Source organism: Janthinobacterium sp. PAMC25594 (genome assembly GCF_019443505.1).
In the GTDB taxonomy this organism is placed as follows: domain Bacteria; phylum Pseudomonadota; class Gammaproteobacteria; order Burkholderiales; family Burkholderiaceae_D; genus Janthinobacterium.
Window position 1 is genome coordinate 4,360,163 of the sequence record NZ_CP080377.1, and the last position, 20,134, is coordinate 4,380,296.

Sequence of the window (20,134 nt, forward strand, 5' to 3'; positions counted from 1 at the left end):
TTGTGGTGGATGACGATGAAGCGTTTTTTATGCGTAGGTATGATGGCGGGCGTGACGGCATTGGCCGGCGCCGCCGATTTCAGCCGCACTGGCAGCGATAGCATCACCCTGCGCGGCCCGGTTGTCGAGGGCGACGTGGACAAGCTGCGGCAGCTGGCCACGCCAGGGACCACCGTGCTGCGCATCAATAGTGCAGGTGGCGAGCCGCAGGCGGCCATGCTGCTGGGGCGCTACCTGCGCCAGCGGCAATGGAGCCTCGCCATCGACACCGTATGTGCCGGCAGCTGCGCCCTGTACGTTTTCCCGGCCGCGCAACATAAAAGCATTCCAGACACCGCCGTGCTGGCGCTGCAGGAGTCGGCCTTTCTGCGCGCGCAGGAAGGCCCGCAGCACATGCGCCGCAGCCTGATCGAGGCGGGCGTACCGGCCGATGAGCTGGAGCGTGAAACAGCGGCGCTGGCCGTGCAACTGGCGCAGGTGGCGGCGCTGGAAGCGGCGTTTGCCGCAGAGCTGGGCATCGCCCCCGCCTTTTACCGCGACTTCCGGCAGGTGGCGGCGCAGGCCGATGGCGTGCGCCAGCGCTTTCCCGACCAGGAGGCGGCCGTCCACTGGTGGCCGGGGGCGGCACGGCTGCAGCGCTGCTACGGCATCGTCGGCGTGGACGAAGGCCCGCGCGCGGCCCGCCTGGCGCCGGACGGCTATCTGTACGTGCCGGCCCTGTCGGCCCTGGTCATGGGCGACCAGGCTTTGCAGGCCTGTCCATGAGCCGCAGCGGCCGTTTGTTCCTGCTGATGGACGCCATGCGCGCCAGGCGCGTGCCCGTCACGGCGGCCCAGCTGGCGCAGCAGCTGGGGGTATCGGAGCGCACGATTTACCGCGATATCCAGACCCTGGCCGAACTGGGCGCGCCCCTGCAGGGGGAGGCCGGCATCGGCTATGTGCTGCGCCGCGGCGCCTTTCTGCCGCCGCTGATGTTCGGACCCGATGAACTGGAAGCGCTGGTGCTGGGCGCGCGCTGGGTGCGCCGCCAGGGCGATGCGGGCCTGGCGCAGGCGGCCGGCAATGCCCTGGCGAAGATCGCGGCCGCCTCGCCGCGCGACCTGCGCGACAGCATGGCCGAGACCAGCTTGTGGGTGCCGCTGGGCGTTCCCGCCGATGGCACGCAGCCGGCCGACCGCTATGTGCAGCCGGTGCGCGAGGCGATTCGCTACGAACAGAAGCTCACGCTCGCCTATCAGGATGAGCATGGCAGCGCCACCTCGCGCACGGTGTGGCCGTTCGCCCTGGCCTTTTTTGAAGGCAAGCGCCTGCTGGCCGCCTGGTGCGAGCTGCGCGGCGATTACCGGCATTTCCGCATCGACCGCATCGCCGATGTGCGGCGGCATGAGGAGCGCTATCCCACGCGCCGCCACGCCTTGCTCGATACCTGGCGCAAGGCGCACGATATCGACCCGGAATCCTGAGATGCGCTCCTGACAAAAACTGTCAGTGACTGGTTCTACGATGGTGGCTTCTTCACTCACCGGAGCCATCCACCATGCGCCTGTACCACCACCCCATGTCTTCGAATGCCCGCCGTGCCCTGATGACGGCGATCCACCTCGGCCTGCCTCTGGAACTGGCCGAAGTCGACCTGATGAATGCGGATGACCGCCGCCGCCTGGACGAACTGAACCCGAACGGCAAAGTGCCCGTGCTGGCCGATGGCGCTTTCCTGCTGTGGGAATCGTGCGCCATCATGCAATACCTGGCCGAGCAGGTGCCGGGCCAGACGCTTTATCCGCAGGCGCCGCAGGCGCGTGCCGACGTCAACCGCTGGCTGTTCTGGGCCGCGCAGCACTTCGCGCCCGCCATCAGCGTGCTGGCCTGGGAACGCGCCTGGAAGGGCATGACGGGCAATGGTCCGGCGGACCCGCTGGAAGAGGCGCGCGGCGAGCGCGATCTGCATGAGTGCGCCGTGGTGCTGGATGCGCATCTGGCGCGGCGCGACTGGCTCAGCGGAGACGATGTGACCCTGGCCGATTTCGCCGTGGCCGCGCCGCTGATGTACAGCGACGCCGTGCGGCTGCCGCTGGCGCAGTACCAGCATATCAAGGCGTGGTTTGCCCGCGTGCGGCAGTTGCGCGCCTGGCGGGAAACGGACGTGGAACTGTTGCCGGGATAATCTGTGCCTTAAGTGTGCCAGCGCACGGAGCCGGCACAGCGGCACGCATAAGATAGGGCTGTCTCTTTCAGGACATCCCTAGCTTTGGACTTTGCCCGCTTTCGAGCGGGTTTTTTTTTGAATGGCGTCTTGATAAATTGATCATCACCGCACAGGTGGGCCGCATCCCACTTCCAGCAGGTACGCCATGTTCATGCCACGCCATCCGAAACCCCTGTTGAGTACCAAGGCGGTCGCCACGCAAGTCGTCCAGCAAAAGCAGGGGACGCAGGCCGTGGACAAGCATGTGCTGATCGTCGAAACGGTCAAGCCGGCGGCACCGCCGCCAGCGGGCAAGACGCCTGCAGACTAGTGCACGAGCACCTTCAGCAGCGACTGCACTTCATCGTCCGATTCTTCCATGATGCTCGACAGGGTCGCATCGCCGATCACGCAATCGATGCTGCCGGCGGCGCGGGCGGCGCGCACGGCGATGGCGGCCGGGCTTTCGTTGAGGGGCGACGAGACGGGTGCCAGGTCATTCGCCAGCAGCAGGGTATCGCCCAGCGATTCGGGCGGGATGGCGCGCAAGCCTTCCCACAGCGCATCGATGGCGCCCATCACCGCTTCCGGCACCTTCAGTTTGGTCAATACGCCATGGCCGATGGCTTGTTCGCCATGTTCTACCCAGTCTTCCGGTTCGCCATCGAGGATGCCGGGGAATTCGGCCGCGCGCGACAGCATATAAAAGCCGCCCACTTCATGCATGATGCCGGCAAACAGGGCCGTATCGGGGTCCACCCTGGTGACGCGGCGGGCCAGTACCTGCGACAGGGCCGCCACGTGGGCCGTATGCTCCCACAGCTGCTTGGCCTTCGCCTGCAGCACGGGATCGGTGATGGTGCTGCCCAGCTGACGCACGATCAGCGACGCCACCACCGACTGCAGGGTACGCACGCCGAGCCGTTGCACGGCATTGCGCACGCTGGTGATTTCGTTGCCGGAACGGTTGAACGCCACCGAATTGGCGATAGCCACCGTGCGCGCGGCCAGCAGCGGGTCGGCTTGCACCAGCTTGGCAGCGGCCTCGATATGGCAGTCGGGATCGGCCAGCGCCTCTTGCAGCTTGAGCGAAGCGTTCACATTGGCAGGAAAGGTCAGCTCGCCACGAGCGGCTTGTGCGGCGATGCTTTTAAAGGCGTCGAGTCTGTTCATTGAAAAAATTATACTCGCAATATTTCCGTACGGAACTTTTTAACCGTGATCTTTTCGCAAACAGGCGAGTAAAAGGCAAGTAAAACCCCGTAAACGGAAAAAGGCATGCCTATATCGGTGGCATGCCTTTTTTTAACGACAGCGATCGTCAAGCGCTACTACAGCGATTCGCTGAAGATCGCGTCGCAGCCTTCAACCAACTCATCGCTGTCTTCCAGCTCATCCGTCAAGCCCAGGTCGAAGAGTTCCTCGACGGCATTCATGAAGCTGTTGTGCTTGGTGGCGCCGATCAGGCGGTAGATTTCGCCGTCTTCGTTGCGCACGCCGATGATCAGTTTTTCCTGGCGGACCAGTTCCGGCGTGCTGGCGTTGAGCAGCAGGTTGCCGATGATGTGTTTATCGAAATGAGCGGGCTTTTTGCCGTCGAGCAGTGTGGTTTTCAACTTGGTTTCCTTTGTCTTGTTTGAATGTCTGTGCTTGGTGAATTATCAACTGTGGCCGTTGGCGATCGCGTGTTTCAGGCCCGCCAGGGTGGTTTCCAGGCGCATGAAATCGTCTTCGGTATAGCCGTCAAACAAGCGCTGTCCCTGCTTTGTCAGCTTGGGGAACACGTCATGGAACATCTGTTCACCCTCGCAGCTCAAGCGCACGAAGTAGGAGCGCTTGTCTTTATTGCAACGTTCGCGTACTACCAGCCCCTTTTGCTCCAGCCGGTCCACCACGCCCGTCAAGGTGCCCTTGGTAATCAGGGTTTTCTGGCCCAGCTCCTTGTAGGACATGCCGCAGGTGTTGCCGAGCGTGGCAATGATGTCGAATTGCGCATGCGTCAAGCCGTACTGGCGCACGAAGTCGCCTGAAAACCGCTCGAAGCCTTGCATGCATTCGGCCAGCAGCCGGATACTTTTTAAATATCGTTCACCCATGGGGTGTGATTATATCCTTCCATCCCGCTTTTTTCCGCCGGGGCAGCGGCGTTATTGCATGAAGGGTTCGATGGGGCGGAAGTCCGGTATCATGTGGGCAACTCAGCCCTTGCCCCTGGTCCGCCCCGCCGATGTCTTTCGCTAATCTTTCCCGTATCGGCCTCGACAAACCGCTGCGCCTGCTGTTGGTCCATGCCGGCGATGCCGAGTCGATTACCTGGGCGGGCCTGGTGCAGCCGCTGCGCCTGTGCGCGCGGGCGCTGGGGCCAGACGCGCTGCAGCTGGACGTGCGCACGCCCGAGCAAGTGGCCCAGCAGGGCGGCAACTGGCATATCGCGCTGCTGGTGGCCGATGAAACGCAGGCGCCGCTGCGCGCCGAGCTGTGCCGGGCCGTGATCGAGCGCTGCCGTTCGGCGCCGTTCTGGGGCGGCGTGGGCGCGGCCGTGCTGTGGCTGGCCGACGCGGGCGTCATGGATGGCGTGCGCATCGCCTTGCCCTGGGCTTTGTATGCTGATGCGGAAGCGAAGGCCGAACGCGCCATTTTGACGCCGCACCTGTTCGACATCGACGGCCCGCACATTACCTGCTGCGGCGGCGCGGCCAGCATCGATTTTTCGCTGACCCTGATCGAGACCATCTTTGGCGCCGATGTGCAGGCGCTCGTCAAGGAAGCGTTGTGCGTGGACAAGGTACGCGGCAAGGAAGAGCGCCAGCGCGTGGCCTTGCAGGCGCGCTTCGGCGTGCTGCAGCCAAAATTGTCCGAAGCGGTCACCTTGATGGAAGCCAATATCGAGGAGCCGCTGTCGACCGATGACATCGCCAGCCTGGTGGGCCTGTCGCGGCGCCAGCTGGAACGGCTGTTCAAGCAATACCTGGGCAGCTTGCCATCGCGCTACTACCTGGAGCTGCGGCTGCAGCGCTCACGGCAACTATTGCTCGATACACATTATTCCATCGTGCAAGTGGGCCTGATGTGCGGCTTTTCCTCGGGCTCGCACTTTTCCACGGCCTTTGGCACCTTGTTTGGCAATACCCCGCGCGAAGAGCGGCAGCGCAAGCTGATGCCGCCTGTTTGATTAAAGCAAGCCCGGCTGTGATGAATTGTGAAAATCCTTGTCGCAGATTCAAAAGAGTTTTAGCATCCCGCTTTTTATAATGCAGTACACACGTAGCTGTCGTAGCTGCGGAGTACCTAACATATTGATGGGGAAATGCTATGAATGCCAAGCTTGATTCGACCGTAACGGCTCGTCCAGTCACCCGGGAAACCTTTGACCAGGTCCTCGTTCCTACCTACGCTCCTGCAGCCATGGTGCCCGTGCGCGGTTCCGGACTGGATCTGTGGGACCAGTCTGGCAAGCATTACCTCGATTTCACCTCCGGCATCGCCGTCAACAGCCTGGGCCACTGCCATCCTGTGCTGGTCGACGTGCTGACCAAACAAATCAATAATTTGTGGCATTTGGGCAACGGCTATACGAACGAGCCTGTGCTGCGTCTGGCGCTGGCCCTGACGGAAGCGACCTTCGCCGACCGCGCCTTCTTCTGCAACTCGGGCGCGGAAGCCAACGAAGCGGCCCTGAAACTGGCGCGCAAGTACGCGCACACCAAGTTCGGCGCGCACAAGTCGCGCATTATTTCGTGCTTCAGCTCTTTCCACGGTCGCACCCTGTTTACGGTCTCCGTCGGCGGCCAGGCCAAGTACACGGAAGGCTTCGAGCCGCTGCCGCCGTCGATCGACCACATCGCCTACAACGACATCGAAGCGGCGCGCGCCGCCATCGGCGATGACGTGTGCGCCGTGATCGTCGAGCCGGTACAAGGCGAAGGCGGCGTGGTGCCGGGCAATCCGGAATTCCTCAAGGAGCTGCGCGCCCTGTGCGACAAGACGGGCGCTTTGCTGATTTTCGACGAAGTCCAGAGCGGCATGGGCCGCACTGGCGCGTTGTTCGCCTACATGGGCTATGGCGTCACGCCGGACATCCTGACGGCTGCCAAGGCTCTGGGCAACGGCTACCCGATCGGCGCCATGCTGACCACGAATGAACTGGCGCAAACCCTGGCCGTCGGCACCCACGGCACCACCTACGGCGGCAACCCGCTGGCCGCCACCGTGGCCTTGAGTGTCCTGGAAACCATCAACACGCCAGCGTTCCTGGCGCGTGTGAAAGAAGCCAGCGTCAGCACCATCGCCATGCTGCAAGGCTTGATCACGGATTACCCACAAGTGTTCTCCATCGTGCGCGGCAGCGGTTTGCTGCTGGGCCTGGTAGTCAGCGATGCCTGGAAGGGCCGCGCGAAAGACATCCAGAAAGCGGCCGAAGCGCAAGGCTTGATGGTGCTGATCGCCGGCATGGACGTGGTGCGCCTGGCGCCGGCCCTGATCGTCTCGGACGAGCAGATCGCCGAAGCGGGCCGTCTGCTGCGCGTCGCCATCGACGGCCTGCTGAAAGCCTGAGGCTAGCCTCGCTCCCTGTTTCATCACCGGCCCGCCGCTTTGCCGCGGGCCGGCTTGGTTCTACCCGGGTATTCAGCCCAAGTATCGTCAGCATTGAAGGAGTACCCATGTATGTTGTCCGTCCGGTAGAAATTGCGGATATCGCAGCCCTCGAAGCGTTGGCCGCGGTAACCATGCCGGGTGTCCATACCCTGCCGAAGACGCGCGAAAAAATCGCCGCCTCCGTCGAGCGCTCCATCGCCTCGTTTGCCGCCCATGTCGACATCCCCAGCGAAGAGTCGTATCTCTTCGTGCTTGAATCCCTGCTCGACAAGAGCATCGCCGGCACGGCCGCCATCTTCGCCTCGGCCGGCTCGAACGGCACCTATTTTTCCTTTCGCAACGACGTCATCCAGCAAGTCTCGCGCGACCTGAACATCAGTCACAGCGTGCATGCGCTGACCCTGTGCTCGGAGTTGACGGCGTACTCGCAGCTGTCCGGCTTCTTCGTGCGCAATATGGAGCAGGCGGGCCTGGAAGCGGCCCTGCTGTCGCGCGCGCGGCTGCTGTTTGCCGTACTGGCGCCGCACCGCTTCGGCGACCGCTTCTTCGTGCCGCTGGCCGGCATCACGGACGCCAACGGCCAGTCGCCGTTCTGGGATGCGCTGGGCCGCAAGTTCTTCCAGATGGATTTCCTCGATGCCGAAAAAGTCATCGGCGGCGCGCGCAACCGCACCCTGATCGTCGAACTGATGCCGCACTACCCCGTGTACGTGCCGCTGCTGCCAGGCGACGCGCAGGCGGCCATGGGCCAGATCCACCCGAGTGGCGAACTGGCGTTCAATTTGCTGACGGAAGAAGGCTTTGAAGCCGACGATTACATCGACATTTTCGATGGCGGCCCGATCCTGCAGGCGCACAAGCATGCGCTGCGCTCGTTTACGGGCTCGCTTACGCGCCGCGTCGTCGCCGGCGTCACGCCCAGCCGCACGGGCCTGAAAGTGCATTACGCGGTCGCTTCGGGCGCGGAGCGCAACTTCCGCGCCGTGACCTTCACCTGCGATGCGCTCGAAGCGCAGGACACCGTCGGCTTGCCGCCCGAGCTGCTGGAAGCGCTGGCCGTGGCCGAAGGCGACAGCGTCATTTGCGTGCGCATCTAACCGAGAGAACATTATGCTAGTAGTACGCGCCATCAACGCTTCTGACCTGGACGCCCTGTACGGCTTGGCCAGCCAGGTCGGCACCGGCATGACCACCCTCAAGCCGGACATGAAAATGCTGGGCGACCGCCTGGCTATCGCCTGCGCCTCGTTCGCCGAAACCATCGCGCCCGAAAAGCGCGACTACATGTTCGTCATGGAGGATACCGATACGGGCCGCCTGGCCGGCGTGTGCGCCATCAAGGGCGCCGTGGGCCTGGAAGAGCCGTTCTATAACTACCGCATCGGCACCCTGGTCCATTCGAGCCGCGAGCTCGACGTGTTTACGCGCATGGAAACGCTGTACCTGTCGAACGACCTGACGGGTAGCACGGAACTGTGCTCGCTGTTTCTGCACCCCGATTACCGCAGCGGCAACAACGGCAAGCTGCTGTCGAAAAGCCGCTTCCTGTTCATCGCCCAGTTCCCGCACCTGTTCACGGAAAAGCTGATCGCCGAAATGCGCGGCTACCAGGCGCCGGACGGCAGCTCGCCGTTTTATGAAGGTCTGGGCCGGCACTTCTTCAAGATGGATTTCCACCACGTCGACGACTTGACGAGCCTGGGCAAGAAATCCTTCATCGCCGAACTGATGCCGCGCCAGCCCATGTACGTGGCCTACCTGCCCGACGAGGCGCAGGAAGTGATCGGCAAGGTGCATCTGAGCACGGCGCCCGCGCGCCGCCTGCTGGAACAGGAAGGCTTGCACTTCGAAGGCTATGTCGACATTTTCGACGCCGGTCCCGTGCTGCAGGCGCGCGTGTCCGAGTTGCGCGCCATGCGCGACAGCATGCCCGCCGTGCTCGATGCCGCGACTGTGCCTGCGCTGGACGCCGGCGAGGTGGCGCAAGCCGAGCCTTACCTGGTGTCGAACACCGACCTGAAAGATTTCCGCATGATCGTCACCAGCGCCAATCCGCACAGCGGCAAGATCGCGCTGGACAACGATGAACTGCACCTGCTGCGCTGCCACAACGGCGACACCGTGCGCACCTTGTCACTCAACCCGAGGAAGCATCCCCATGTCTAATGTGAATACCACGCAATCGAACTTCATCAACGGCGCATGGCTGCCGGGCACGGGTCGCGAACTGCGCACCATCGACCCGTCGAACGGCAAGCAGACCTGGGCCAGCCTGGAAGCGACGGAAAACGAAGTCGAACAGGCTTGCCAGGCCGCCCGCGCGGCGTTCGAAGCATGGGCCGACATGCCGATCGAGGAGCGCATCGCCATCTGCGTGCGCTTTCGCGAACTGCTGAAAGTTCATGCGGAAGCGCTGGCGCTGCTGATCTCGGAAGAAGTGGGCAAGCCCTTGTGGGAATCGCGCACGGAAGTGGCCACCATGGCCAACAAGATCGATATCTCGGTGCAGTCGTACCACGCGCGCACGGGCATCACGCAAAGCAAGATCGCCGATGGCGACGCCGTGCTGCGCCACCGCCCGCATGGCGTGTTCGGCGTCTTCGGCCCGTACAATTTCCCCGGTCACCTGCCGAACGGCCACATCGTGCCGGCCCTGATCGCCGGTAACACCATCGTCTTCAAGCCCAGCGAATATGCGCCGCGCACGGCCGTGAAAACCGTGCAGCTGTGGCAGCAGGCCGGCTTGCCGGATGGCGTCGTCAACCTCGTCAACGGCGGACGCGATACGGGCGTGGCCCTGGGCGCCAATGCGCACCTCGACGGCGTGCTGTTTACGGGGTCCTGCCAGACGGGCATCAGCCTGCACCGCCAGTTCGGCGGCCAGCCGGGCAAGATGCTGGCGCTGGAAATGGGCGGCAACAACGCCCTGGTCGTGTGGGATGTGAAGGACGTCGATGCCGCCGTGCACCACGCGATCTTCTCCGCCTTCGTCTCGGCCGGCCAGCGCTGCACCTGCGCGCGCCGCCTGGTGGTGCAGGACAATGCCGCCGGTGTTGCTTTTGTGGCGCGCCTGGTGGAAGTGGCGGCTAAGCTGGGCATCGGCGCCTCCGACGCGCAGCCGCAACCCTTCATGGGCCCTGTGGTGTCCAGCGCCGTGGCCGCGCGCCTGGTGCAGGCGCAGGCGGATATGGTTGCCAAGGGCGGCACGGCCCTGCTGCAAATGCGCCAGTTGAATCCCGAGGCGGGTTTTGTCACGGCCGGCATCGTCGACGTGACCAACGCTGTCGGCATCCCCGACGAGGAATGGTTCGGCCCCCTGCTGCAGGTGATCCGCGTGGCCGATTTCGATGCGGCCCTGAAGGTGGCCAACGCCACCGAATTCGGCCTGGCCGCCGCGCTCCTGTCCGACGATCCGACGCTGTGGCAGCTGTTTCAAACGCGCGCGCGCGCCGGCATCATCAACTGGAACCGTCCGACCACGGGCGCGGCCAGTACGGCGCCGTTCGGCGGCATCGGCAAGTCGGGCAACCACCGTCCTAGCGCCTATTACGCGGCCGATTACTGCGCCTACCCGGTCGCCTCGATCGAGAACAGCGCGTTGGAAATGCCGGCCAAGCTGTCGCCCGGCCTGAATTTTTAAGGACATCCCATGCACAGCACGCGCGAATACAATTTTGACGGCCTGGTCGGGCCATCGCATAACTATGCCGGACTCTCGTTCGGCAACGTGGCCTCGTTCAGCAATGTGAAAAGCGCTTCGAATCCGAAGCAGGCCGCCTTGCAGGGCCTGGCCAAGATGCGCGCGCTGGCCGCGCGCGGCTTTGCGCAAGCCTTGCTGCCGCCGCAGGACCGGCCCAATTTCCGCCTGCTGCGCTCTATCGGTTTCACGGGCACGGACGCCGAGGTGCTGGCGCGCGCCTACAAGGAATCCCCTGTGATTCTGGCCTGCGCGTATTCCGCTTCGCCCATGTGGACGGCGAATGCCGCCACGGTCAGCCCGTCAGCCGACACGCAGGACGGCCGCGTGCATTTCACGGCCGCCAACCTGAATAACAAGCTGCATCGCGCTTTCGAGCACGCGCAGTCGGCGCGCAGCCTGCGCGCCATCTTCGGCGATGAAAAACACTTCGCCGTGCATGACGCGCTGCCGTCGACGCCCGCCTTTGGCGACGAGGGCGCGGCCAACCACACGCGGCTGGGTGCGAACCACGGCGCGCCATCGGTGGAGTTGTTCGTGTATGGTCGGGTGGAGTTCGATCCTTCCGCGCCGTCGCCGAAGCGCTATCCGGCGCGCCAGACCCTGGAAGCGTCGCAAGCTGTGGCGCGCCTGCATGGCCTGGACGCGAAGCGCACCGTGTATGTGCAGCAGAATCCGGAAGTGATCGACCAGGGCGTGTTCCATAACGACGTCATCGCCGTCGGCAATGGCAATGTGCTGTTCTATCACGAGCAGGCGTTTGCCGATGAAGGGGAAAGCCTGTCGCAGCTGCGCCGCGCCGTTGCCGCCACGGGCGCGCAACTGGACGCGCTGCGCGTGGACACGGGCCAGGTGCCGATCCAGGATGCGGTGACCAGCTATCTGTTCAACAGCCAGTTGCTGACGAAAGAGGGCGGCAAGATGGCGCTGGTGATACCGCAGGAGTGCCAGGAAAACCGCGCCGTGTCGCGCTACCTGGAAGGCCTGGTGGCCAGCGGTGGACCCATCGATGAACTGATTCATTTCGACCTGCGCCAGAGCATGCGCAACGGCGGCGGGCCCGCCTGCCTGCGTTTGCGCGTGGCCCTGACGGAAACCGAAGCGCGCGCCATGCACCAGGACGTGATCATGACGGAAACGCTGTACCATCGGCTGGTGCAGTGGGTGGAAAAACACTACCGCGACCATCTGGAGCCGGGAGACCTGGCCGACCCGCAGCTGGCGCTGGAAGTGCATGCGGCGCTTGAAGAATTGACGATCATCCTCAACTTACCTGGATTGTACGACTTGTAGGCGATAGAAAAAACACAGAAAAAATCCGAGACAGACTATCCGTAGCACAGACAGAATTGGACGGGCGACCCCCGTCTCTTGACACCGCTGCCGCCCAGCCACAAGCCCGAACGACAGCGTTGGACATTCACATTACCGTAATGGAGATGCAAGATGAATCACACGCCACAAGATTTGCGCACACAAACGCTGGAGCTGATTAACGCGGCTGGCAATGCGAACAAGGCGGCAGCGCCCGTCGTACAACTGGTGCAGGCATGGCTCGACTCGCTCGACGCCGAAGATCTGGCCGATATCGCGCCCGACAGCCTGGCGCCCGTGCTGGTCGAGGGCTTCACGCAAGCGGCCAAGCGCACCGGCAGCGGCTGCCAAATCGCCACCCTGCGTTATGCCGATGGCCGTGGCGGCATGGCGAGCGCCTTGCTGATCCTGAACGAAGACATGCCTTACCTGGTCGACTCCATCGTCATGGCCATGCGCCGCCAGCACCTGGCCGTGCGCGGCGTGATGAACACCGTGCTGCCCGTGCGCCGCGCCGCTGACGGCAGCGTGGAAGCGGTGCGCCAGCCGGGCGACCCGCTCGAATCGTATGTGCTGGTGCTGCTCGACGAAGAGCTGGCGCCGGAAGCCCTGGCCGCGCTGGTCGCCGCCCTGGAGATGGTCGCGCGTGATGCCGCCATCGTGCGCCGCGACAGCGCCGCCATGGGCGAGCGCCTGGCCGCCGTCGCCGCCGCCCAGCATGGGGAAGAAGGCGCGGAAGTCGCCGCCTTCCTGGAATGGGCCCGCAGCGGTGGCTTTGAAGTGTTCGGCTACGCCTATTACCGCGTCAAGCCGGGCGTGCGCGAACTGGAACGCGACATCCCGAGCCGCGTCGGCGTGCTGCAGGATACGGCGCACCCCGTGTACGGCACCTGCCTGGCGAATATTCCCGGCGACTTCGATACCCTGGCCAAGCGCGAATCGGCGCTGTCCATCGTCAAGGCCGACGTGGCGGGTACTTTGCACCGCGACCAGCAGCTCGATTTCATCGGCGTGCGCGACATGGATGCGCAAGGCGCCATCCTGGGCGAGCATTGCTTCGTCGGCCTGTTCACCCGCGCCGGCAATTCCACCCCGCTGGCGGCGCTGCCGTTTGCGCGCGGCCGCGTGGCCAAGGTGCTGAGCCTGGCCGGCGTACGCCAGCAAGGCTTCCGCGCCGAGAAATTCCGTGAAATCCTCGAATCCCTGCCGCGCACCGAAGCGCTGGAAGCGGACCTCGACTGGCTGGCGCAAGTATGCGGCGCCGTCGTGTCGCTGTACAAGCAGCCGCGCACCAAGGTCTTTGCGCGCCGCGACGTGTATGCGCGCCACCTGAACGTACTGGTCTACCTGCCGCGCGAGCGCTACAGCGCCAGCGTCGCATCGAGCCTGGCAAAAGCCCTGCAAGCCAGTTCCGGCGCCACGCACGTGAGCACGCAAACCCTGGTGGCCGACGGCCCCCTGGCGCGCGTCTACCTGATCGCCCACGCCGCCCGTTACCCGCTGGACCTGGAAACGGATATCGAACAGCCGTTGCTGGGCGTGCTCGATGGCTGGCATAACGGCTTTGCCGCCGTGGCCGACGCCGTGCCCGACGTGGCCCTGCGCGCCAGCCTGCGCAAACTCTGCGCTACGTTACCGCTCGATTACGTTGCCGCCACCGCGCCGGCCGTCGCCTTCCGCGACCTCGACACCATCCTGCGCAACACCGATCCATCGCATGTAGCCGTGCGCATCGAGACGGGCGCCGTCACCACGATTCGCCTGTATTCGGCCAACAAGGTGCCGCCGCTGTCGGCCATCCTGCCGGCGCTGCATAACGCGGGCGTGGCGATCGACCGCGAGCAGGCCTTCTCGATTTCGCCACTGGACGGCACGCGCTATTTCGTCACCAGCCTGACGGTCGATGCCGCCAGTGCGGCGAAACTGGCGCAGCCATCGGTCGTCGCCGTGGCGCAGGAATTGTTTGCCGCCCTGTTCAACGACACGGCCGAAGATGGCCGCCTGAATGGCCTCGTCATCGAAGGCGGCCTGTCGACGCGCGAAGTGCAACTGGTGCGCGCCTACACCAGCTACTGGCGCCAGACGGGCAGCCGCTTCTCGGTGCGCTATATTGCCGAAAGCCTGCGCAAGCAGCCGGCGCACGTGAAAGCCCTGGTCGACGCCTTCCTGCAGCGCTTCGATCCATCGCTGTCCGACGCGCAGCACGCGGCGGCCCTGGAGGCGATCGCCACCATCAAGGCCGGCCTGCCATCCGTGAACCATGCCGATACCGAGGAAATCCTCGGCGCGCTGGCCGACCTGATGGCTGCCACCCTGCGCACCAGCTACTTCCAGAATAATCAACAAGGCGACAAGATCATCTTCAAGTTCGACACCAGCAGCCTGGCGCTGGTGCCGGAACCGCGTCCTTACCGCGAGATTTTCGTCTTCTCGCGCCGCTTCGAAGGCGTGCACTTGCGCGGCGGCCCTGTCGCCCGTGGCGGCTTGCGCTGGTCCGACCGCATGGAAGACTACCGCACCGAAGTGCTGGGCCTCGTCAAGGCCCAGATGGTCAAGAATGCCGTCATCGTGCCGGCCGGCGCGAAGGGCGGTTTTGTCTGCAAGATGATGCCGAAAGACGCCGTGCGCGAAACCATCGCGGCCGAAGGCGAAGCCGTCTACCGCCTGTTCATTTCCAGCCTGCTGGAAGTGACGGACAACCGTTCGCTGGGCAATATCGTCCCGCCAGTCGACACCGTGTGTTTTGACGATGCCGATCCATACCTGGTGGTGGCTGCCGACAAAGGCACGGCCACGTTCTCGGACATCGCCAACGGCATCGCCGTGCAGCGCGGTTTCTGGCTCGGCGACGCGTTCGCCTCGGGCGGCTCGAACGGCTACGACCACAAGAAGCTGGGCATCACCGCCAAGGGCGCATTCGAAGCCGTGAAACGCCACTTCTATGAAATGGACCATGACTTGAACACCACCCCGATCACCATGGTCGGCGTGGGCGACATGTCGGGCGACGTGTTCGGCAACGGCGTATTGCTGTCGCGCCAGCTGAAACTGGTGGCCGCATTCGACCACCGCCACATCTTCCTCGACCCGACACCGGACGTCGCCGTCTCGTTCGAAGAGCGCGCGCGCCTGTTCGCCTTGCCGCGCTCCTCGTGGGACGACTACAACAAGGACTTGATCTCGGCGGGTGGCGGCGTGTATCCGCGTTCCGCGCGCACGATCGAGCTGTCGCCGCAAATTCGCGCCGCGCTCGATATTGCCGAGACCTCACTGGCGCCGGAAGAGCTGATGCACCGCATCCTGAAATCCCCGGTGGACCTGTTCTACAACGGCGGCATCGGCACCTACATCAAGGCTTCCACCGAGACGCACGCACAGGTGAAGGACCGCGCCAACGACCATATCCGCGTCAGCGGCAATGAGCTGCGCGTGAAAGTGGTGGCCGAAGGCGGCAACCTGGGTGCGACGCAGGCAGGCCGCATCGAGTTCGCGCTGACGGGTGGACGCATCTTCACCGATGCGATCGACAATTCGGCCGGCGTGGATTGCTCGGACCATGAAGTGAACGTGAAAATCTGGCTGGACGTGGAAGTCAATGCGGGCAAGTTGACGGAAGCCGAACGCAATCGCGAGCTGTATGCGATGACGGACGACGTCGAGCGCCTGGTCTTGCGCGACAACACGCAGCAGACGCATTTGCTGGTGCGCGAATTGCAGGCGCAAGGCGAGAGTGCCGTGCAGGATGGCTATGCCGCGCTGATCGCCAGCCTGGAAGAAGAGGGCGCCCTGTCGCGCGAACTGGAGCAGCTGCCGTCGGTGGCCGAACTGGCGCGTCGCAAGGCCGATGGTCGTGGCTTGACGACGCCGGAACTGGCGGTGGTGATCGCCAACGTGAAGAACCGCTTCAAGCGCATCCTGTCCGCGCTGCCTTTGATCGATGAAACGTGGGCCGAGCCGGTCCTGAAACCGTACTTCCCGTCGCTGCTGGTGGAAACCCGTTCGGCGCTGGACCACCCGCTGGCCAATGCCATCCTGGCGACCGTGCTGGCCAATGAAGTGATCAACCGCTGCGGCCCGCTGATGATCCGCAACCTGGCGGCGGAACACGGCGTGGACGAGTCGGCCGTGATCCTGGCCTGGGGCCAGGCCTGGGTGGCGCTGAACCTGGCGCCCGTGTTCGACGCGCTCGATGCGGATGCGTTGACGATTCCGCGCGCCGTGTCGATCAAGGTTGACGCGCAAACGCGCGTGCTGCAGCAAACCATGATCACTGGCGTGCTGTCCGTGCCGGCCGAGCAATTGCGTGGCGCCGGCCTGGCCGAACTGACGCGCTTGTTTGGTGCGGAATCGAAGCGCGAACTGCTGCAAGCCGTTGGCATCAAGTCCGAAGCGGCGCTGGTGCCGGGCCTGACGCCGGCCTTCGTGCAGGCGTGGGATGCGGTCGACGCGCTGGAAGTCGTCGCCGGCTTCCTGTTCCCGGCCCTGTCCGTGCCGCGTCCTGCGGCGATGGACCTGGCCGCCTTCCTGCAAGTGGGCCTGGCCCTGCGCAGCCAGGCGGGCATCGACACGCTGGAACGTGGCCTGAAGCTGGCCGCGCAAGGCAAATCGCAGGAGCAGTTGCGCAACTACGCGCAGCAAGCGCTGCGCCGCACGCAACAGCGTCTGCTGACGCAGGTGCTGGCACGCGCCGAGCAAGGCAATGCGGGCCAGGCCGTCGATGCGGTGACGGGCGCGCTGGGTCTGTCGGCGTATGTGGCGACGACGGAACTGGAGCAAGCCATGCTGGACGTGTGGACGCTCTCCGAGGCTGTGAATAAAGTGACAGTGGAAGCGGCGGTGTAATGACGCAAGAAGTACGACAAGTTGGGCAGGGCGCTGGCGGCTTGCCGCCAGCCGTGCAGGCGTTGGCGCAGGCCGATTTCAGCGGCGTGGCGCAGCTGTTCGCCAACGCCGGTTTCACGGTGGCTTTGCCGGCGCCCGGCATGCTGCAAGTCGTCAAGCCGCAGGCCGATGCGGGGCGCGCCAGCGTGGCCGTCTCGGTGGGCGTGCATGGCGACGAGACGGGACCGATCGAAGTGCTGGCACATCTGCTCGACGCGCTGTCGCGCGATGCGTCGGCACTGGCCGTCGACCTGCTCGTCTGCGTGGGCAATGTCGATGCGATCCGGGCCGGCAAGCGTTTCATCGACGCCGACCTGAATCGCATGTTCCGCCCCGTGCGGGGCAGCCTGGCGCAAGCGGCGGAAAGCGCGCGCGCCGATGAAATGATCGCTGCGACAAAAGCGTTCTTTGACGCGGCCGGCCCCGTGCGCTGGCACCTGGATTTGCACACGGCCATCCGGCCTTCCGTGTACCCCACGTTTGCCATCGTGCCGGACCTGGTGGCCGACGACGCCAAGGCGCAGCTGATCGATTGGCTGGGCCAGGCGGCCATCGGCGCCATCATCATGAACCCGCAGTCGGCCGGCACCTACAGCTATTATTCGGCCGAGCATTTCGGCGCGGCCGCCAGCACGGTGGAACTGGGCCGCGTGGGCACCCTGGGGCAGAACGATTTGTCCCTGTTCGACGACGTGTCGCGGGCGCTGGACGGCCTGTTGCGCGGCCTGCCTGCGCAAGCCGTCAAGGCGCAACCGCACGTGTTCAAGGTGGCGCAGGAAATCATCAAGCACAGCGATGAATTCCGCATGGCGTTTGATCGCGGCACGCAGAATTTCACCTCCCTGCCGCAACATGCCGTGATCGCCAGCGATGGCGACCATGTGTACACGGTGCAGCACGCGGAAGAACTGGTGGTGTTCCCGAACCCGGACGTGCGGGTTGGCTTGCGCGCGGGCTTGATGGTGGTGCGCGTTTCTTGATTGTCCAGTCATCGTATCGCCTCAGGCGCCAGCCGGGATTTCCCGCCTGGCGCTTTTTTCATGAGAAAAATGCTGCATGGAAATAATTATTTATTAAGCAATTAATTGATTTAAAATATTTACCCTTTGTAATTTTTTTGGACCGATCATGTTGAAACGCCTGCTGACAGCCTTGCTGTGCCTGACCCTCTCCGGCCTGACGGCTGCCGCCCCTGCCGAAGAGAAGGCCGCCGCACCGGAAATGACGGCCGAGCAATTTCTTGCCCAGCTGCACCTGCAGCGTGGCAAGATCACTTTACCGGGCGGCATCGCCACCCTGGATTTGCCGGCCAGCTTCCGTTATTTGTCGCCGACGGACGCCGAGCGCGTGCTGGTCGATGCCTGGGGCAATCCACCGGGCATGGTATCGCTGGGCATGATCGTGCCCGCCAAGACCAGCGTGCTCGAGCGCGATAGCTGGGGTGTCATCGTCACGTATGAAAAGGAAGGCCATATCAAGGATGACGATGCGGACAGCATCAAGTACGACGAATTGCTCAAGGATATGCAGGCGTCCGTGCTGGAACATAACGCGGAGCGCAAGAAGCAGGGTTATCCCGGCATCCATTTGATGGGTTGGGCGGAAAAACCCAGCTATGCCAAGGATACGCACAAACTGTACTGGGCCAAGGACTTGATGGTCGATGGCGGCGAGCACTCGCTGAACTACAACGTGCGCGTACTGGGCCGCGAAGGCGTGCTGAACCTGAATGCGATCGCCAGCATGCAACAGATCGAAGCGATCAAGAAAGAAATGCGGCAAGTGACGGCGTTCACGGAATTTACCGACGGTAACCGCTACACGGATTTCGACAGCAAGACGGACAAGGTGGCGGAATACGGCCTGGCGGCGCTGGTGGCGGGCGGCGTGGCCAGCAAGCTGGGCCTGTTCGGCAAACTGCTGGCGCTGCTGCTGGCCTTCAAGAAAGTGCTGCTCCTCGCCGTGGTGGGCGGCGGCGCGGCCATCGTCAAGTTCTTCGGTGGCAAGCGCAAGGACAAGCCGGCGCCACAGGCCGAACCTGCGGAACAGCCTGGCCATGCGCCCGATGGCAAGGTGAATCTGGAAAAGTAGGATGAACTGGGCCGTTCGGTGCGCTGACGCACGGGAGTGGCATCGTGCACGCTGCCGGAAAACAGCGCCTCGGGTACACTGACTCATCGTTCACTATCGAGGAGTTCCCCATGTCCGTGTCCATGTATCAGGCAACCATTCCCGTCTTCATCCGCGGCTTGCGGGTCGTTTCGGCCCTGCTTGAAAAAGCGCAAGCCCATGTCGAGGAAGATGGCATCGTGCCCGAGATTTTACTGGGCGCGCAGCTGGCGCCCGACATGCTGGACTTGACGGCGCAGGTGCAGCGCGCCAGCGATACGTCGAAGATGTCGGTCGAGCGCCTGAGCGGCGTGCCGGCGCCGAAGTTCGAGGATAACGAAGCGTCGTTCGAGCAGTTACAGGAGCGCATCGCCAACACCATCGCCTACATCGACAGCGTCAACGCGGGCCAGATGGCCGGCAGCGCGCAGAAGGAAGTCGTGCTGAACTGGACGGACGAGGGCAAGAAATTCTCGGGCGATAATTACCTGCTCAGTTTTGCCTTGCCGAACTTCTATTTTCATGTCTCCATGGTCCACGCCATTTTGCGCAACAATGGCGTGGCCGTGGGCAAGCTCGATTATCTGGGACCGTACGACTGATAGGTCTGAAAAACCGTCGCGAGCGGCGATGATTTGTGGCCGAGAAGCGCAACTGTGCTGAAGCACAGTGAGCATCGCAGGCCGCAAAGCGCGACGCGCAGCAGGTTTTTATCGTTGTGGTTGCTGAACCTGGTTCTGTACCGCATTACCCAGCATGCCGCCGCCAATCACGCCGGCCACCGTCGCCAGCGCCTTGCCGCGGCCGCCACCGACCTGATTGCCGATCAAGCCGCCGATGACGGCGCCCGTGCCGATACCCACGTAGTTGGGCTGCGCAGGCGCTGGAGCGGGAACCGGCTGCTGCTGGCGTACCGGTTCGCGGTAGGCTGTGTCGCGGTAGCCGTCATTGTTGTCACGGTAGGCAGGACGCGCTTGCGCCACTTGCGTGTGGTGCACGACGCGCTTGTGCACGACGGGCGCCGGAGCTGGTGCAGCTTGCGCCACGACTGGTGCGGCCACTGGCGCTGCCAGGGCTGCCGCGTTCGCTGGCGTCAGTGCCGCCACGTCGGCAGGTACGACCGCTGCGGCCGGCACATTCGCCCGCGAATTGGGCAGGATGCCGGCGATGGACGCCGCGCCCACCAGGCACAGGACCGTGACGGAAATGGCGGCGCCGGCCATCAAAGGGTGGATGCGGCTGGCGGTGGTCGTCGTGTTCATGTGTTCTCCTGGGTGGCAAGGTGTTGCCGTGTTGTTGATGTGTTCAGATTAGCGGCCGCACCTGTCCAAGGCTAGCCCTTGCGCTGTATC

Annotated in this window: 18 protein-coding genes; 14 read left to right on the forward strand and 4 right to left on the reverse strand. The window is 64.0% G+C overall.

Translation table 11 applies throughout. The annotated features are described in order from the left end of the window. Nucleotides 1–15 precede the first annotated feature (15 nt). From KY494_RS19520 to KY494_RS19535, 4 genes are all read left to right on the forward strand, one after another. On the forward strand, nucleotides 16–765 hold the full coding sequence (locus KY494_RS19520; protein ID WP_219887910.1) for a hypothetical protein: 750 nt from the start codon (nucleotides 16–18) through the stop codon (nucleotides 763–765). After that, nucleotides 762–1,463, forward strand: a complete 702-nt coding sequence (locus tag KY494_RS19525; RefSeq protein ID WP_219132415.1) for a YafY family protein — start codon at nucleotides 762–764, stop codon at nucleotides 1,461–1,463. Before KY494_RS19520 ends, KY494_RS19525 begins: the two co-directional genes overlap by 4 nt. 95 nt (nucleotides 1,464–1,558) lie before the next feature. Continuing rightward, nucleotides 1,559–2,164, forward strand: a complete 606-nt coding sequence (locus KY494_RS19530; protein ID WP_258194336.1) for a glutathione S-transferase family protein — start codon at nucleotides 1,559–1,561, stop codon at nucleotides 2,162–2,164. 187 nt (nucleotides 2,165–2,351) lie between these two features. Continuing rightward, nucleotides 2,352–2,516 (forward strand): hypothetical protein, encoded by a 165-nt coding sequence (locus KY494_RS19535; protein ID WP_219887912.1) that lies wholly within the window; start codon nucleotides 2,352–2,354, stop codon nucleotides 2,514–2,516. Here KY494_RS19535 and KY494_RS19540 read toward each other — a convergent pair. From KY494_RS19540 to KY494_RS19550, 3 genes are all read right to left on the reverse strand, one after another. Continuing rightward, nucleotides 2,513–3,358, reverse strand: a complete 846-nt coding sequence (locus KY494_RS19540) for an HDOD domain-containing protein (protein WP_219887913.1) — start codon at nucleotides 3,356–3,358, stop codon at nucleotides 2,513–2,515. The two genes, KY494_RS19535 and KY494_RS19540, sit on opposite strands and share 4 nt — an antisense overlap. Before the next feature lie 158 nt (nucleotides 3,359–3,516). Then, nucleotides 3,517–3,801 carry a hypothetical protein gene (locus KY494_RS19545; RefSeq protein ID WP_219132418.1) on the reverse strand — a complete coding sequence of 95 codons (285 nt, stop codon included), beginning with the start codon at nucleotides 3,799–3,801 and terminating at the stop codon, nucleotides 3,517–3,519. Nucleotides 3,802–3,846: 45 nt separating this feature from the next. Then, nucleotides 3,847–4,281, reverse strand: a complete 435-nt coding sequence (locus KY494_RS19550; protein ID WP_219132419.1) for a MarR family winged helix-turn-helix transcriptional regulator — start codon at nucleotides 4,279–4,281, stop codon at nucleotides 3,847–3,849. Between the two features lie 131 nt (nucleotides 4,282–4,412). On the opposite strand from KY494_RS19550, the gene KY494_RS19555 reads away from it, so the two are divergent. From KY494_RS19555 to KY494_RS19600, 10 genes are all read left to right on the forward strand, one after another. Next, nucleotides 4,413–5,357 (forward strand): GlxA family transcriptional regulator, encoded by a 945-nt coding sequence (locus KY494_RS19555; RefSeq protein WP_219132420.1) that lies wholly within the window; start codon nucleotides 4,413–4,415, stop codon nucleotides 5,355–5,357. Nucleotides 5,358–5,497: 140 nt separating this feature from the next. Further along, complete coding sequence (gene astC / locus KY494_RS19560; protein WP_219887914.1) at nucleotides 5,498–6,739, forward strand: acetylornithine/succinylornithine family transaminase; 1,242 nt, start codon at nucleotides 5,498–5,500, stop codon at nucleotides 6,737–6,739. Nucleotides 6,740–6,846: 107 nt separating this feature from the next. Further along, on the forward strand, nucleotides 6,847–7,878 hold the full coding sequence (locus KY494_RS19565) for an arginine N-succinyltransferase (RefSeq protein WP_077408834.1): 1,032 nt from the start codon (nucleotides 6,847–6,849) through the stop codon (nucleotides 7,876–7,878). 13 nt (nucleotides 7,879–7,891) lie between these two features. Next, nucleotides 7,892–8,947: an arginine N-succinyltransferase gene (gene astA, locus KY494_RS19570; RefSeq protein ID WP_219887915.1), complete on the forward strand. Its 1,056-nt coding sequence runs from the start codon at nucleotides 7,892–7,894 to the stop codon at nucleotides 8,945–8,947. After that, nucleotides 8,940–10,421: a succinylglutamate-semialdehyde dehydrogenase gene (gene astD / locus KY494_RS19575; protein WP_219887916.1), complete on the forward strand. Its 1,482-nt coding sequence runs from the start codon at nucleotides 8,940–8,942 to the stop codon at nucleotides 10,419–10,421. Before astA ends, astD begins: the two co-directional genes overlap by 8 nt. 9 nt (nucleotides 10,422–10,430) lie before the next feature. Then, a complete protein-coding gene (astB, locus tag KY494_RS19580; protein WP_219887917.1) occupies nucleotides 10,431–11,771 on the forward strand; it encodes an N-succinylarginine dihydrolase in 1,341 nt (446 codons plus the stop codon). Nucleotides 11,772–11,924: 153 nt separating this feature from the next. Further along, complete coding sequence (locus KY494_RS19585; protein WP_219887918.1) at nucleotides 11,925–16,634, forward strand: NAD-glutamate dehydrogenase domain-containing protein; 4,710 nt, start codon at nucleotides 11,925–11,927, stop codon at nucleotides 16,632–16,634. Next, nucleotides 16,634–17,653 carry a succinylglutamate desuccinylase gene (locus tag KY494_RS19590; RefSeq protein WP_219887919.1) on the forward strand — a complete coding sequence of 340 codons (1,020 nt, stop codon included), beginning with the start codon at nucleotides 16,634–16,636 and terminating at the stop codon, nucleotides 17,651–17,653. Before KY494_RS19585 ends, KY494_RS19590 begins: the two co-directional genes overlap by 1 nt. A gap of 148 nt (nucleotides 17,654–17,801) precedes the next feature. After that, nucleotides 17,802–18,764, forward strand: a complete 963-nt coding sequence (locus KY494_RS19595) for a DUF2167 domain-containing protein (protein WP_258194337.1) — start codon at nucleotides 17,802–17,804, stop codon at nucleotides 18,762–18,764. A gap of 110 nt (nucleotides 18,765–18,874) precedes the next feature. After that, entirely contained in the window at nucleotides 18,875–19,384 is a 510-nt protein-coding gene (locus tag KY494_RS19600) for a DUF1993 family protein (RefSeq protein ID WP_086138669.1), read from the forward strand. Nucleotides 19,385–19,492: 108 nt separating this feature from the next. Here the strand turns inward: KY494_RS19600 and KY494_RS19605 are convergent, their stop codons facing one another. Next, nucleotides 19,493–20,044 (reverse strand): glycine zipper 2TM domain-containing protein, encoded by a 552-nt coding sequence (locus KY494_RS19605; RefSeq protein WP_219887920.1) that lies wholly within the window; start codon nucleotides 20,042–20,044, stop codon nucleotides 19,493–19,495. Nucleotides 20,045–20,134 lie beyond the last annotated feature (90 nt).

Excerpts from the sequence above, each read along its gene's own strand:
- KY494_RS19525 (WP_219132415.1), top strand. The coding sequence starts at position 762 with ATGAGCCGCAGCGGCCGTTTGTTCCTGCTGATGGACGCCATGCGCGCC.
- astD (WP_219887916.1), top strand. The coding sequence starts at position 8,940 with ATGTCTAATGTGAATACCACGCAATCGAACTTCATCAACGGCGCATGG.
- KY494_RS19550 (WP_219132419.1), bottom strand. The coding sequence starts at position 4,281 with ATGGGTGAACGATATTTAAAAAGTATCCGGCTGCTGGCCGAATGCATG.
- KY494_RS19595 (WP_258194337.1), top strand. The coding sequence starts at position 17,802 with ATGTTGAAACGCCTGCTGACAGCCTTGCTGTGCCTGACCCTCTCCGGC.
- KY494_RS19535 (WP_219887912.1), top strand. The coding sequence starts at position 2,352 with ATGTTCATGCCACGCCATCCGAAACCCCTGTTGAGTACCAAGGCGGTC.
- KY494_RS19605 (WP_219887920.1), bottom strand. The coding sequence starts at position 20,044 with ATGAACACGACGACCACCGCCAGCCGCATCCACCCTTTGATGGCCGGC.
- KY494_RS19565 (WP_077408834.1), top strand. The coding sequence starts at position 6,847 with ATGTATGTTGTCCGTCCGGTAGAAATTGCGGATATCGCAGCCCTCGAA.
- KY494_RS19540 (WP_219887913.1), bottom strand. The coding sequence starts at position 3,358 with ATGAACAGACTCGACGCCTTTAAAAGCATCGCCGCACAAGCCGCTCGT.
- KY494_RS19555 (WP_219132420.1), top strand. The coding sequence starts at position 4,413 with ATGTCTTTCGCTAATCTTTCCCGTATCGGCCTCGACAAACCGCTGCGC.
- astA (WP_219887915.1), top strand. The coding sequence starts at position 7,892 with ATGCTAGTAGTACGCGCCATCAACGCTTCTGACCTGGACGCCCTGTAC.
- KY494_RS19590 (WP_219887919.1), top strand. The coding sequence starts at position 16,634 with ATGACGCAAGAAGTACGACAAGTTGGGCAGGGCGCTGGCGGCTTGCCG.
- astC (WP_219887914.1), top strand. The coding sequence starts at position 5,498 with ATGAATGCCAAGCTTGATTCGACCGTAACGGCTCGTCCAGTCACCCGG.
- KY494_RS19520 (WP_219887910.1), top strand. The coding sequence starts at position 16 with ATGAAGCGTTTTTTATGCGTAGGTATGATGGCGGGCGTGACGGCATTG.
- KY494_RS19530 (WP_258194336.1), top strand. The coding sequence starts at position 1,559 with ATGTCTTCGAATGCCCGCCGTGCCCTGATGACGGCGATCCACCTCGGC.
- astB (WP_219887917.1), top strand. The coding sequence starts at position 10,431 with ATGCACAGCACGCGCGAATACAATTTTGACGGCCTGGTCGGGCCATCG.
- KY494_RS19585 (WP_219887918.1), top strand. The coding sequence starts at position 11,925 with ATGAATCACACGCCACAAGATTTGCGCACACAAACGCTGGAGCTGATT.
- KY494_RS19600 (WP_086138669.1), top strand. The coding sequence starts at position 18,875 with ATGTCCGTGTCCATGTATCAGGCAACCATTCCCGTCTTCATCCGCGGC.